Genomic DNA, 15646 nt, shown 5'->3' with positions numbered 1-15646 from the left:
AGAAGGGCAATGGATGCGTTGTATTTTGAGCTGGGATGGCAACATATACTCAACTGGGAAGGTTATGATCATATACTTTTCGTGATTGCCCTGAGCGCTATTTATGTGGTGAACGAGTGGAAAAAGTTGCTGGTCCTGGTGACAGCCTTCACAATCGGTCATTCTATTACGCTGGCTTTGAGTGTATTACATATTATCCGGGTATCCAGTTCGCTGGTCGAATTCCTGATACCGGTAACGATCTGTATCACTGCATTATCAAACATTTTCAGAAGAAATGAAGCGCCGCAGCATTTGCAGCTCAACTACTTCTATGCATTATTTTTTGGGCTGATCCACGGACTCGGTTTTTCCAACTACCTGAAAAGCCTGCTGGGCAGCCAGGCCAACATCGTACAACCACTACTGGGATTCAATATAGGGCTGGAATTTGGCCAGATCCTGATTGTTGCCGTAGTGATGCTGGTATCCGGTATTATCGTCAACATAGGCCGGGTAAGCCGCCGCGACTGGAACTTTTTTTTATCCGCTGCTACCTTTGGAGTGGCCTTCCTGATGGTAATCCAGGGAGTACGGGAACTGTTGAAATAACTAAAATCTGAATCGAAAATCTAAAGCCTCTATGAGAAAAAGTCTTTACCTGTTAGGTGTTTTATGTAGCACTGCATTTACACTGCAGGCGCAAAACAACCCGGGGTCCAACCACGGTAACCGCTTTGAGCAGCTGGGCACTATGCTCCAGACGCCCAATATGTACCGCTCCGCTTCCGGCGCACCCGGACCCAAATACTGGCAACAGCGGGCCGACTATGAAATCAATGCAGAACTGGATGACAATAAACAGCGGCTCGATGGCGCTGAAACAATCACCTATTTTAATAATTCACCCGATCCGCTGACCTACATCTGGCTACAGCTCGATGAGAATGAACACGATCCGAAAAGTGATAACCGCAGCTTTGATGGTAGTAAAATATCTGATAAGATGACCCTGCGGGATATCCGCAATATCCTGCCTCCTACGGGCGACCTGGGCGTTAAAATCGTGAAAGTAACGGATGCTGATGGTAAGGCATTGCCTTATACCATCAACCAGACCATGATGCGGATAGACCTGCCCAAAACACTGATGCCGGGCGAAAAATACCGCTTTAAGGTAGAATGGTGGTATAACCTGTCTGACCGTATGACCACCGGCGGCCGTGGCGGTTATGAATATTTTCCGGAAGATAAAAACTACCTGTATACCATCACCCAATGGTATCCCCGGCTGGCGGTATATTCCGATTTCCAGGGATGGCAGAATAAACAATTCACCGGCAGGGGAGAGTTTGCACTCACCTTCGGTAACTTCAAAGTACGGCTGACAGTTCCTGCCGACCACGTCGTAGGCGCTACCGGCGAATGCCGGAACTACAAGGAAATGTTGTCTCCGGCGCAATACCAACGCTGGCAACAGGCGCAAAGCAGTAAAGAACCTGTGGAAGTGGTAACGCTCGATGATGCTAAGAAAGCGTTGCAAAACAAATCTACCGCCCGCAAAACCTGGGTATACGAAGCACAGAACGTGCGCGACTTCGCCCTGGTATCTTCCCGCCGCCTCGTATGGGACGCTATGGCGGCCAATGTGGAAGGCAACAAGGTGATGGCGATGTCGTACTATGGTCCGGAAGCATACCCGCTGTACCGCCGTTACTCCACCAAAGTGGTGGCACATACGCTGAAATCCTACTCCAGCCATACCATCCCGTATCCTTATCCGGTGGCTATCTCCGTGGAAGCGGCTAACGGTATGGAATACCCGATGATCTGTTTCAACTACGGCCGCGCCGATAAAGACGGTACTTATTCCGAATCCACTAAAAACGGTATGATCGGCGTGATCATCCACGAAGTAGGCCACAACTTCTTCCCGATGATCGTGAACTCCGACGAACGCCAGTGGTCCTGGATGGATGAAGGGCTGAACACTTTCTGCCAGTTTATGGCTGAACAGGAATGGGATAACAATTTCCCTTCCTCCCGTGGTCCTGCCCATAAGATCGTGGACTATATGAAGATGCCGAAAGATCAGCTGGAACCGATTATGGTCAACTCCGAAAATATTATCCAGTTTGGTCCTAATGCTTACGCCAAACCGGCTACCGCGCTCAATATCCTCCGGGAAACCGTGATGGGCCGGGAACTGTTTGATTTCTCTTTCCGCGAATATGCCCGTCGCTGGGCTTTTAAACACCCAACGCCGGCCGACTTTTTCCGTACCATGGAAGATGCTTCTGCGGTAGATCTGGACTGGTTCTGGCGCGGATGGTTCTTCTCCATCGAACCGGTGGATATCTCTATCGATAACGTGAAGTGGTATAACCTCGGGGGTAAAAATCCGGCTGTTGCCAGTCAACAGGCGAAAGCGGAATATGACCGTAATATGGACCATGTGGCCCGTCAACGTAATAAAGCGGCTGGCGTCAAATTTGTGGTAGATCAGGATACCAGCCTGCAGGACTTCTACAGCAAATGGAACCGCTTTGAAGTAGCGCCGGAAGACAAAGCGGCCTACGATCAGTTCTATAATAACCTGACTCCGGAAGAAAAGGCGATGTATGACAGTAAAAAGAACTTCTATGAAGTAACTTTTTCCAATGTAGGCGGACTGGTAATGCCGCTCATCCTGGAATGGACGTTTGAAGACGGTACAAAAGAAACAGACCGTATTTCGGCCTACATCTGGCGTAAAAATGAAAATCAGGTGACCAAAGTATTCGCCAAAGACAAAAAGGTGGTCTCCCTGAAGCTGGACCCGCTCCGCGAAACAGCTGATATTGATGAAAGCAATAACAGCTGGCCAAGAGAAGCTGCTCCGTCACGGTTTGAGATGTTTAAGGATGGTGCGGGCGTAAGAGGTGCTTCAACCGGCGATAACCCGATGAAAAAAGCCCTTAATAAATAAACGTTGATGAAAAACACGCTTCTCCTCTTACTGTTGTGCTGTTCCCTGCAATCGCTCCGCGCGGCCACGGTGGACACTATCAGTATTCCCAGTGCGGCTATGCACCGCAGCTACAAATGTGTGGTGGTAACACCGGATTCCTATAAGAAAGGCAAACAGCGTTATCCGGTAGTATATTTACTGCATGGTTACAGCGGTAACTATGCCAGCTGGATTACGAAAATGCCGGCGGCGAAGGACCTGGCTGATACCTACCAATGTGTAATGGTATTTCCTGATGGCGCCTTTGGCAGCTGGTACCTGGATAGCCCGATGGATAGCTCCATGCGCTTTGAAACATATGTCAGCAAGGAAATACCGGCTTATATTGATCAGCGCTATAAAACCCTGCCGGACTCCAAACACCGCGCTATAACTGGTTTCAGTATGGGCGGCCATGGCGCCCTGTATCTGGCGATGCGGCATCCGGATGTATTTGGCGTAGCAGGTAGTATGAGCGGAGGTGTGGATATCAGGCCATTCCCCAAAAGCTGGGAACTCGTAAAACTGTTGGGAGAACCGGGTAAAGATGGCGTGAACTGGACCCCTTACACGGTAATGGACCAGGTTGACAGACTGAAACCGGGTGTTTTGTCGATGATTATCGATTGTGGCGTGAAGGACTTTTTTATTGATGTAAACCGGGCACTGAACAAAAAACTGCTCGAAAAGGGAATTGACCACGATTATACTGAACGGCCCGGACAGCACGACTGGCCCTACTGGTCAAATTCTACCTACTATCACATGTTATACTTCCATCGTTTCTTCAACAAATAATAACAAACGACAAAAGGCTATAAAAAATGAAGCCGTCCCGGGAACGGGGCGGCTTTTTTAAAACTTGCTAATATGTCCTGTTGATCTATGAAAATTTGAGTTGTCGTTTTAGTTGAAAAGAGCGGCCGTAAGCAGGATTGCAAGCGGCCGGATTATTTTCATGTGACCTAAGTTGAATGCTAAGCGAAATCAATTGCGTTTATATATCCCGGTAATAGTCGGGCGACAATGATTTTGGCATAGGTTATTTTTTGTTGATGACAAGTACGCCCTATATAACGGATGGCAACCGAATCGCAAATGCTTTCTGTTGTAGGTCCTTAGATCCTGTTTTTCATGACGTGTTTTATCAGAACTATTTTCGTTATCAGGCAAGAAGTCGTAATAGTAAACTGATAGTACCATCGAAAATAAAATATTTTTAATGTGTAAAAAATACGCACTGCTAACCCCAAAAAGAAAAGCCGGTCCTCGATAGGACCGGCATTTTTTTTTATGCACGCGATTCAAAATAAGTATGTAACTACACTCAGTGAGGAATATCCCACCAAAGCCTTTGTCCGCCGTTGTCTACGGCGCCTGGGCCGAGCAACTGGATGGCTTTTAACACTTCTGCTTTATTGGAAGTGTACTCTGTAGATGGGAAAGGTATCCTTCTGATCTGTATATCGGTGTTGATAGTATTGTTGCTGTAGTTGTTCACTACCGGGAAGAGTTTTGGATAACCGGTTCTGCGGAATTCGCTCCAGGCTTCCTGGCCTTCAGGATAGATCGCGATCCATTTCTGGGTGATGATACGTTCCAGTTTGGTTTTCGGATCAGCGGCGTCATCCCATTTAACGGTAGTGCTGGTCATGGCAGCGTGGTTGTTGGCCGCATTACGGGGATCTACATAATCGATCGGTTTGGCGGCATTATCAACCACGTAGTTGTTAACAGCAGCCAGATCAACATCCCATTGGGTGAAGGAGGCACGCATACCTTTTTCATACAGCTCACCGGGAGTACCGCCGGCATTGCTCCAGCCATTGAGGGCTGCTTCGGCACGGAGGAACCATACTTCGGCGGCGGTCATCAGCTGCAACGGCGTGGTAGCTTTAAAGGTCTTGGTTTCCACATAAGCCGGAACGGAGTAGCCGTTATAGTCCGGTTTGGCAGTTACCAGGCTACCGATGCGGATACCTTTGTAAGTTCCGGGGTAAGCAGTGGCATGATCGAAATATTTCGGCAGGCGGGGGTCTTTATACCCTACCAGGAAGGATTCCATAGAGGCGTTCATGGCATTGTCTGTCCAGGAAGTCACGATGGTAAACAACGGGTTTTTCAGCCCGAAACCGGAAACATTGGCGTTGTCTTTAGGAATCTCCATCACACCGCCGGAAGTTGGGTTCAGCGCTTTTTCCGCTTCAGCCTGGGCTTTTGCAGGTGATACTCCGGAGATACGGATGGCCAGGCGCAGACGCAGGGAGTTGGCAAATTTCACCCATTGTTTGTAATCGCCACCATACAACATATCGAATTTGGAGAAGAGAGAGATGCCGGGATGTGCGGTTACATAATCATTCAACGTGGTAACAGCGGTATCCAGCTCTTTGAAGAAGCGGGTATATACATCCTGCTGGGAGTCGTAAGCTGAAGTAGTACCACCGGTACCATAGCTGCTGTAAGGAATAGGACCGTAGATATCGGTTACCCGGTGCATGGCCTCTACTTTCAGGATCAGCGCGATAGCCCAGAACTCAGGAGCAATTGTCTGTGCGCCTCTTCTTTTTATTTCATAAATAGGCGCCATCACGTTGTTGTAAGCCAGGTTGAAGGCGGAAGCGTTCCAGCCGTCTACCAGCGAATACGTCATGTTATTGATGTTACCACGGAAGTTATTCGGCGGCATCATATAACCGGAATACACATCGCCCATCAGGTTTTGCTGCAACTGGAAGTCGGCGGTGGTATTGTTGAAGTTAAAGTAGATGGAAGACTGTATCTGCGGAAAGAAACCACCGATATTGTTGAAATCGGGCTTCAACTCACCTTCGGTCAACCCGGTATTGTCGGTGTTGTATTGTTCGAAGTTTTTGGTACAGGCGTTCAGGCCCAGGATACCAGCCGCCAGCGTGATGATAGCCACCGGCTTATATAGTTTGAATCTTAATTTTTTCATCTGTGTTGAATTAAAGGTGAACATGATTAGAAACCAACATTCAGGTTAAAGCCGAAGCTGCGGGTAGCGGGTAAACCGAACATATCCACACCGGAAAGACCGTTACCGGTAGACATAGCGATTTCCGGATCAAACGGTGCCTTTTTAGAAATATACCACAGGTTTCTGCCTACGAGAGAGAAACGGATGTTCTTTACAAAACCATGGCCCAGCGCTTTGGAAGGAATCGCATAACCTAAAGACAGTTCTCTTAATCTTACTACAGTGGCATCATACATGTATTCACCACTCACTCCATCACGGCCACCAACGGTACCATACCATTTGTCGGCATCTACTTTGGTAACAGGCTCTTTGGTCGCTTCAGACACACCGTTTATAAATACGCCACCTGCTTTGCGGGCTTCGCCGGTGCGGGCAGATACGCCATATTTATCCATTACGGCTTCGGTCTGGGACATTACTTTACCGCCAAATTTGCCGTCAACCAGGAAGCTCAGGTTGAAGTTGCCGTAAGTGAAACGGTTGCTCCAGCCGGCCTGCCATTTAGGATTAGCATTGCCAACATATACCAGGTCGGAAGTTACCAGCGGCGTACCATCGGAACCGATGATAATACGGCCGCTTTCATCTCTTTTCAGCGCTTTACCGAAGATATCGCCATAGGAACCGCCTTTTTCAATGATAGAACCAAAGGTATTGGAACCGGCAGGTGTCAGGATAAACTGGTCGATGTTGTCTGCAAGCTCAATAACCTTGTTCTTATTCTGAGAATAGTTCACGCTGGTGTTCCAGGTAAATCTGCTGGACTGGATCACATTATAACCCAACACTACTTCGAAACCACTGTTCTGGATGTTACCCGCATTGATGAAACGGAAGCTGTAACCTGTTCCCGGCGGTACGGCAATCTGGAAGTACTGGTTAGTGGTATTGGTTTTATAATAGGTGAAGTCGAAGTTCAGTCTGCTCTGCAGGAAACGCCATTCTGTACCGATTTCCAGTGATTTGGTCCTTTCTGGTTTCAGATCGGTGAAAGGCGCCTGGTTGTTGAACTGGAAGGTTCCACCTACCTGTCCCAGCCTGCTCAGCGGGTTCGTTACATACAAAGGAACGGTGTTACCTACCACGGCATAAGAGCCACGGAGTTTGGCGTAACTAACCGGTTCCGGCAGGTTGAAGAGTTGATGGAGCATGAAGGAAAGGCCGGCAGAGGGATAAAAGTAGGAGCCATTGGGGGTAAATGACAGATTGGATGACCAGTCATTACGTCCGCTGAGGTCCAGGAATACCAGGTCTTTGTAAGACAGGTTCACGTTCCCGAATACAGCCTGCAACTGTGTGTGGTTCTCCGGAACGGTCTGAATCAGGCTGCCGGCAGTCATATTCTGCAGGATGAATTTGTTGGCTACATAGAGGTCGCCCAGGTAGCTGTCTCCGCTCATGCCTTTGGTACGGGTATCATTGATGCTGGTACCTACCAGGGCATTCAGTTTGAAATTGGTGCCAAGATTACGGTTCAGGTTCAGGATCAAATCACCATAGAACTGAGTGGTGGTCAGATCGCTCATGATATAACGACCGTTGGCGCCGGACAGTACCGGGTTAGTACCTGCGTAAAACTGACCATCGTAAGTATCGTTGGTACGGTCCATGTTACCGCGGGCCTGCAGATATAACCAGTCATTGAAATCATATTTGGCGCTGGCATTGAAGAGCGTTCTGTTACGTACTGCCTGACTGTTGTTCTTGTTAATGATCCAGTAAGGATTCTGTTGTACGTCTTCGTTGAAAGGCCAGTTCTGGAGATCGATCTGACGGATGGGGTCAAACTTGGTATAGGTTTTATAAGGTGACAGATCACGGCCTCTTGGAAACAGGTAAAGACCGGTCAGCGGGTTGAAGTACAAACCGGTTACAGGACCGTTATCTGTTTTTTGGCTGATGATATTCACGTTACCATCCAGGGTCAGTTTATCGTTGAGGAACTTGGCTGTTTCCCGGAAGGAGAAGTTATGACGATTGAGATCATTGCCCGGCATTACCGCTTTTGCATTGGTATTGGCATAGGAGAAATAGGACTGAGCTTTTTCAGTGCCGGCAGTGAAGTTGATGGAGTTGATCCAGGTGTTGCCATTACGGAAGAAATCAGATACGTTATCCTGCGCATTGGTGATGGCAGGGCCCCAGCTTTGGGTGGAACCATCTTTGGTAGCACCATAGGAGTTCTGCAGTTCAGGTTTGTAAGCTACTTTATCTAACGTGAAACCACTGGAGAATTCAACTTTAGCGTTACCTGCTTTACCTTTTTTAGTGGTGATGAGGATAACACCATTGGCCGCCTGGCTGCCATACAGGGCAGATGCAGAAGCACCTTTCAGTACGGATACGCTTTCGATATCATCAGGGTTGAGGTTGGAGATACCGTCACCACCGTCACGACCAGGGGTAAAGGTAGAAGTACCATCGCCACCCCAGGTGCTGTTAGGCTGTTGGGTACTGTAGTTGGTCATGGGGATACCATCTATTACATACAACGGCTGGTTGGTACCCTGGGCGGATTTATTACCGCGGAGAGTTACTTTAACGGAACCACCTACACCGGAACCGCTTTTGCTTATAGTGATACCAGCAGCTTTACCGGAGATGGAATTCATCACGTTCGCGTCTTTGGCGGTAGTCAGTTCTTCATTGCCCAGGCGCTGTGTAGAATAGGTGAGCGACTTGGCAGCTTTTTTTACACCGAGTGCGGTTACTACCAGTTCATTCAATCCTTTTACGTTGTCATCCAGTTTTACATCCAGCGTAGCGCTGTTGCCTACTACTGCTTCATGTGAACCGAAGCCGATGGAGGAAAATACCAATACATCGCCGGCCTTGGCACTAAGGTGGTATTGGCCGTTGGCATTGGTTTGTGCGCCTTTGGTAGTACCTTTTACCTGAACGGAAACACCCGGTAATGGTGCGCCTTTGCTATCACGCACGGTACCGCTGATTTCCTTTTCCTGTAAAATGCTACGGAATGAAGCTGTGGGCGCATAAGTATAGCCGGCAGCCTTCGCATATGCATTGTCTGCTAATATGGAAGTGAGCGCTATTCCCGTTACAGCACACACTTTCATAAGGCGTAGGTTTTTTTTCATACTTGCCTTTTTTTTGGTTAATAATTGGTATTAAAATGATGTGGATAAGATCTGACATGTATCGCGTGCCTGGCTGATACAATACGTCACGTGCTGACTGGAAATAAATACCCCATTAGCATGGCGTTAGCCATCCTTTACCACCTTGTTTTGATTGAATTACGTGGTTTTGTTAGCACAGGAATCCCCTGCGGAAAAACAACACGGTATTACCGCGCCGATTCCGTCATCGTTTGTTGTGCCTGTTTTTCTTACATGAAATTTTTAATTTGAATGATGTTAACTCGCTCTTGTTTTCATTTGGATGAGCGCTATCTACGCGCTACAGGAAGGAAGTCGTGTGTTGACGTAAATGGTACTACGGCAGGCTAAAAAAAAATTCTAAATAAAAAAATAACCAAATAACAAAACGATTATTTGGTATCCCACCATAACGGAGTACCGCCATTGTCTTTTCCTTTCAGCGTGGCGATAGCACGGGCCAGTGCTTTGGGATTGGTGACCTGTTCTATCTGTGGCATAGGTAAGCGGCGGATAAATTTTTCCGTGTTGATGGTATTGTAGCTGTTGTTGATCACAACGGGGAAAAGTTTGGGATAACCTGTCCGCCGGAATTCTGTCCAGGCTTCCTGCCCTTCGGGAAACATGGCAATCCATTTCTGTGTAATAATACGTTCCAGCTTCTCTTCCGGCGTTGCCTGCTCTTCCCAGTGAATGGTAATTTTGCTGAGATGTGGGTTGCCGGCTTCTACATTGTTGCTGCGGTTGTTGGGATCAATATAGGGCCTGGCTTTACTGGTGTCGTCTTTCATATAGCCGGCAACGTTAGAAACGCCGTATTGGTCAAAAGAAGTGCTGATGCCTTTTTCGTAATTGTAGGCAGCGCTGCCGGCGCCATCCCAGCCATTCAGGGAGGCTTCTGCTTTGAGAAACCACGCTTCTGCCGCGGCCATAAACTGGATCTTGTTCTCCAGTCTCACCAGCTTGGAATAACCGGAATATTGCTCTTTCAGGGAAATAGGGATACCATTACGGATACCCCGGTATATCTCCGGCCCTTCATCGGTATGCACAAAATACTTTGGCAGGCGCGGGTCTTTATATCCGGAAAGTATCGATTCCATCGGGGCGCTCATTCGCAAATCCGCCCAGGTATAACACATAATATTCAGCGGATGGGTAACGGGAGAGATGTCTACCGCAAAATTATCCCTGGCTTCCTGTAGCAACCCCAGCGGATGTTTCAACGCGGCTTCGCCTTCTTTCCTGGCCTTGTCTTTCTCTACGCCGTTCACCCGGATGGCTAACCGCAACCGTAAGGTATTGGCGAATTTTATCCATTTGACATAATCACCTTTATATACCAGGTCGAAGGCCTGGAAACGTTGCGGGTTACCCCGGTTTACGTAATCGGTCAACAGGTTGATGGCGGTGTCCAAATCCCGGAAGAAGGAATAATAGGCGTCCCGCTGGGAATCATAATCAAAACTATTGTCAGGATTCATCTTCCCGTAACGGTTGTAAATAATGGGCCCAAAAATATCGCTGATCCGGTGCATGGCCTCCACTTTCATGATCAGCGCCCAGGCATAGAAATCAGGATATTTGTCGCCGGCTTTCTCCTGGGCAAATACACAGGCTTTCATCACCCAGTGATAGGCTTCATTCCAGGGATGGTTGTTCCAGTAATACAGCAATCCGTAATTGGTATTGTTGATATTGCCTTCAAACGGCGTGGGCGACATCATATATCCGGAGAAAATGTCTGCATTGAGGTTTTGTTGTAATTGCGCGGTGGGCGGATCGTTGTAGCGTAACAGGTACAGTTGTGCCTGTGAGAGCGGAGCTCCCATCAGCTGGAAATCGCCTTTCAGATCACTTTCCGTAAAGTCAAACGGATTTTTGTTGATGTCGGTGAACTTTCCGGTGCACGCGCCCAGGATGAGGACGGTGACAAGCAACAACTGGAGATGAATCCCTTTACGCATGACGTCTCATTTTAAAATCCTAGTTTCAGGTTCAGGCCCATACTGCGCAGCGGCGGTAATCCGAATACATCCACGCCCTGCAGCCCATTACCGGAGCCCATAGACACTTCAGGGTCAAAGGGCGCATTGAGTTTAAAGAAAAACAAATTTCTGCCTATAACACCTACCCGTAAACTACGCAACCATTTCCACTTTAATGGTACCAGGTAACTAACGCTCAGCTCGCGTAACCGGATATTGGTGGCATCATACATATACATCTCGCCAATGCCGGAACGGCCACCAATGGTGGTGTAATAATTGGCGGCATCTATTTTACCGGTGTAAGGAGTGCCGTCTGCCAACGCGGCATTGAGGGCTACGCCGCCGTTGTCGCGGGCTTTGGCGGTTATCTCGCTCACGCCATACCAGTCCAGCACCGCCTGGGTAACACTCATTACCTTACCTCCAAAACGACCGTCTATTAAAAAGTTGACGGTGAAGTTACGATAGTAAAGACTATTGTTCCATCCCAACATAAAATCAGGGTTAGGATTACCAACTTTTTTGAAAATACCGGTGGTGGTCAGTTTACCGTGTTCATCTACCACAACCTGTCCTTTATCATTCCGCTTCAGCTCTTTGTTGGAATAAATATCTCCCCAGGAACCACCTTCCTGTATAAAGGAGCCGAACATATTTACGCCGAAATCGGTGAGGGTAAACATATTACTGGTATCTGCCCCGGAAATACTGTTATTGCTCAACTGCAACACCTTATTGCGATTGGTGGAGAAGTTGATGGTGGTATTCCAGTTAAAACCCTTCGTTTGTACAGGCGTTACCGTGATAGATGCTTCCAGCCCCTTGTTCTGGATATTTCCCATATTGAGATAATAGGTCATAAAGCCGGAACCGGGAGGGGCGGGCACTTCCATGTATTGTTTGTAGTTATTGTTTTTGTAGATGGTAATGTCCGCGTTAAGCCGGTTGTTGAAAAGATGTACTTCTACGCCTGCCTCAAAGGAGCGGTTGTCTTCCGGTTCCAGGTATACACCCGGATAAGGGGTACGCTGGTTAAGCACCACCCGGCTCACCCCGGCAATGGTGCGCATAGTAAAAGGCGCCGGATTGGAAGCATAGCTGGCAATGTCGTTCCCCACTTTGGCGTAGGAGATACGCGTTCGCAACAGGTTAAAGGCTTTGGGTAGTTTAAACATGTCGGTCCATATGGCCGACAGGCCCACCGAATAATAGAAGTATCCTTTGTTCAGCGTAGGTGTAAACGCGAAGGTACTGGACCAGTCGTTGCGCCCTGTTAAATCAAGGAACAGGAAGTTCCTGATGCCTAACTGGGCATTGCCAAAGAGGGCCTGTAGTTGTTTTTGTTCCACGCTATGCTGGGCGTCGAGCGATTTATCCGGAATATTGGAAACAGAGAATTTATTGGGATAAATAAGACCGGGATCGGCATTGGGGTTAGCGCCATAAAAGGATCTTTCATGGGCCTTTATATCGGTGATGCTGGCGCCTACGTTACCGGCCAGGTGCAGCCACTGGTTTACTTTGCTGCTGGCGTTCACCATTACGTCGGCATATAGCTGGGTATTAAATTCTTTTTCCAGGGTATAACGGCCGTTGGAGTCTGATAGTACGGGCTGTGTGCCGGCATAGGCCTGGAGTTCGTACTGGTCCAGCGATTTGTCGAAGCTGGTACGTCCTTTAACGGACAGCCAGCTGTTGAACTGATAACTGAGCGCCAGCGATGCCATGCCCCGGTAGCGGGTATCCAGGCGGCGGTTGCGGAGCAACGCCCACATGGGGTTTTGCTGGTCGTCCTGTCCTATCCAGTTTTTATCATGGCGGATATTCCACCAGTCCTGCATATACAGGTTACGGGTGGTATCGTAATATTCAAACTGATTTTTGTAGCCGGAGAAATCCAGCCCGCGGGGGAACACGTACAGTCCGGAGATAGGGCTGTAGTACAATCCGGACGATAAGCGGTTGACGGACGACTGTGCCAGGAAAGAGGCGTTGGCATCCATCACCAGTTTATCATTGAGCAGTTTAAGGGTTTCGCGGAAGTTGACGGTATGCCGGTTGAATTTATTCGTCGGCAGAATGCCTTTGTTGGTGGTATTGGAGTAGGAGAAATAAGTCTGTGCCGTTTCGGTGCCGCCGCTGAAGGAGATGGTGTTGGTCCAGGTGGCGCCGGTGTTGTAAAAATGTTTGACATGATCGGGCGCTTGTACAGCGGCGCCCCAGCTACCGAGGGAACCGGGTTTGGGAGCGCCTACCGAATCGCTGCCGGGGGCTTCTGTTTGTCCGTAGCGGTATTGCAGCTTCGGTAACAGCGACGGTGCTTCCACGGTGAAGTCAGAGGCTACATCGATGCGGCTTCTGCCGGGTTTACCTTTTTTGGTGGTGATGAGGATCACGCCGTTGGCCGCCTGGCTGCCGTACAGGGCAGCGGCGGAGGCGCCTTTCAGGATACTGATGCTTTCAATATCGTCGGGGTTGATGTTGGAGATACCATCGCCGCCATCACGGCCGCCGCCGCCGATGGTGTTGTTGGCCTGGCCCCATACGTCCTGTGGCTGGGAAGGGGTGTAGTTGGCGTAGGGTACGCCGTCGACGATGTACAGGGGTTGGTTTTCCCGGGTGGATTTATTACCGCGTAAAACGACCCTGACAGTGCCGCCTATTCCGGAAGCGTTGCGGGTGATGGAAACGCCGGCTGCTTTGCCGGAGATGCAGTTCATGAAGTTGACATCTTTTACCAGCGAGGCGTCGTCTCCATCCAGTTGCTGGGTGGAGTAGGGCAGTTCCCTTGATTTTTTCTGGATGCCCAGGGCGGTAACAACGAGTTCGCCCAGTGCTTTGATGTTTTCGCGGAGGGTGATATCAATCTGGCTGTTGGAGCTGACGGTGACTTCGCGTGTCAGATAACCTACGTAACTGAATAACAGCACATCGCCGGGGCTGGCGGCAATGCTATACCCGGCGTCGGCGTCTGTTTGTGTTCCTTTATTGCTGTTCCTGATTTGAACGGTTACTCCCTGGAGTGGCGTGCCTTTATTATCGCGTACGGTACCGGTAATTGTTCTTTCCAGTGAAACGTGCTTTAACAAGTCAACTGTTTGCGTGCCTCCTGTGTCGGTGTCACTTCCAACAATAATTTTGTTGTTGATACGGGTAAACTTCAATCCGGTTTGTGCTGATAACAACGCCAGAACGTCTTCTATGGGTGTTTTGGTGCAGTTGAGCGTAACCTTTTTTCTCAGGTTAAGATCAGTTTTGTCGTAGTGGAAGTTCAGCCCGGTTTTGACCGATATTTCGGTCATCACATCTTCCAGGTTTTTATTTTTTGCCTGGATGCTGACAACTATTGTGGATGGCGGTTGCTGTGTTTGGGCAAACGCACTGCTCAGGGTGTTCAGGCTGCCGGTCAGCAGCAATGTCAGCATTAGCCCCATGTGGATGAACCATGTCATGGGGTAAAGCTTTACCCTCATAGCGTCTAATTTTTATTTACAAGATAAACGGTGTCTTTTTTAATGGTATATGATAAGGATTTCGCCATACAAATAATGTCCATTACTTCGGACAGGCTTTCATTTCTGAAATTGCCGGTATAATTCCACGCGGTTTTATTGCTTTCGTTGATAACGGTGACACCATATCGGTTTTCAATGCCGGTCATCAGTTCATTATAGGGTGCGTCTTTAAACACAAGATAACCTTGTTTCCATCCGGTTACTTCTTCCGGTTTGGCAAAGGATGTTTTGATCATGCTCAGCAGCTGCCGGTCGTAGCTGATTTGTTCGCTCGGGAGTAATACGATGGAGCTGACCGGGTGATTGTTTTGTAACGGGTCTATTTTCACTTTACCGGTGAGCAGGGCGACAGTCACTTTATTTTCAGCCTTATAGGCGCGGATATTAAAGGTGGTACCCAATACGGTAGTAGCCAGTTCGGCGGTACGAACCACAAAACGGCGGCCGGCATCGGGGGCGGCGTTAAAGAAGGCTTCGCCTTCATCGAGGTATACACTTCTTTCGGTAGCGCTGAAGTGTTCGGGGTAGCGCAGTTTACTGCCGGCATTGAGGGCCACGGTGCTGCCGTCTTCCAGCCGGATATTTTCCTGGTGTCCTTTGGCGGTAGTGATTTCTACAAAACCATCTGCCACCACGCGGCTGCTGCCGGTGGCGGGATGATGGGCCAGCCGGGTATCGGCGGGTGCGGTAGCAGGGCGGTTGCTGTTAAACCAGAACAGGCCTGCCGTTAAAATAACGGCGGCGGCAGCGGCGGATGACAAAAGCCATGGCCGCAGGCGACGCACCGGTGGCGCCGGTGCCAGCTGTCCCTGGATACGCATTTTCACCTCGTCCAACTCCCGTTCGAGCACCTGCTCGTCGGCAAAAGTAGACTGGTGGCTGTTAACCTGGTCAAACCACTGTTCTATGATTTTCGCTTCCTCCGGTGAGCAGCTCCCCTGTTGATATCGCTCCAGCAGTATTTTTATCTGTTCTGTGTCCACCTGATAGCGTTTTTGGATGATAGTAAGTCGTGGTAACGTGGAATTAGTACCATGGCAATACAACAA

General features: G+C 48.9%; 8 protein-coding genes. 3 read left to right on the top strand and 5 right to left on the bottom strand.

All coding sequences use genetic code 11. The features are described from left to right. Positions 1-9: 9 nt before the first annotated feature. Genes ICL07_RS19330 through ICL07_RS19320 form a run of 3 tightly spaced genes read left to right on the top strand, consistent with a single transcriptional unit; the run spans position 10 to position 3766 of the window. Positions 10-591 (top strand): HupE/UreJ family protein, encoded by a 582-nt coding sequence (locus ICL07_RS19330; RefSeq protein WP_188089658.1) that lies wholly within the window; start codon positions 10-12, stop codon positions 589-591. 31 nt (positions 592-622) lie between these two features. After that, entirely contained in the window at positions 623-2947 is a 2325-nt protein-coding gene (locus ICL07_RS19325) for a M1 family metallopeptidase (RefSeq protein WP_188089657.1), read from the top strand. A gap of 6 nt (positions 2948-2953) precedes the next feature. Then, positions 2954-3766: an alpha/beta hydrolase gene (locus tag ICL07_RS19320; RefSeq protein ID WP_188089656.1), complete on the top strand. Its 813-nt coding sequence runs from the start codon at positions 2954-2956 to the stop codon at positions 3764-3766. Positions 3767-4295: 529 nt separating this feature from the next. Here the strand turns inward: ICL07_RS19320 and ICL07_RS19315 are convergent. From ICL07_RS19315 to ICL07_RS19295, 5 genes are all read right to left on the bottom strand, one after another. Beyond that, positions 4296-5927, bottom strand: coding sequence for a RagB/SusD family nutrient uptake outer membrane protein (locus tag ICL07_RS19315; RefSeq protein ID WP_188089655.1), 1632 nt, complete (start codon positions 5925-5927; stop codon positions 4296-4298). A 26-nt stretch (positions 5928-5953) separates the two neighbouring features. After that, on the bottom strand, positions 5954-9070 hold the full coding sequence (locus ICL07_RS19310; RefSeq protein WP_188089654.1) for a SusC/RagA family TonB-linked outer membrane protein: 3117 nt from the start codon (positions 9068-9070) through the stop codon (positions 5954-5956). Positions 9071-9483: 413 nt separating this feature from the next. Further along, entirely contained in the window at positions 9484-11058 is a 1575-nt protein-coding gene (locus ICL07_RS19305; RefSeq protein WP_188089653.1) for a SusD/RagB family nutrient-binding outer membrane lipoprotein, read from the bottom strand. An 11-nt stretch (positions 11059-11069) separates the two neighbouring features. Beyond that, on the bottom strand, positions 11070-14534 hold the full coding sequence (locus tag ICL07_RS19300) for a SusC/RagA family TonB-linked outer membrane protein (RefSeq protein ID WP_188089652.1): 3465 nt from the start codon (positions 14532-14534) through the stop codon (positions 11070-11072). Between the two features lie 26 nt (positions 14535-14560). Further along, positions 14561-15580, bottom strand: a complete 1020-nt coding sequence (locus tag ICL07_RS19295) for a FecR domain-containing protein (RefSeq protein WP_188089651.1) — start codon at positions 15578-15580, stop codon at positions 14561-14563. Positions 15581-15646 lie beyond the last annotated feature (66 nt).

Source organism: Chitinophaga qingshengii (genome assembly GCF_014529935.1).
GTDB classification, from domain to species: Bacteria; Bacteroidota; Bacteroidia; order Chitinophagales; family Chitinophagaceae; genus Chitinophaga; species Chitinophaga qingshengii.
The sequence above is the reverse complement of the archived record's forward strand: the minus strand, read 5'-3'. Positions and strand labels throughout refer to the sequence as shown.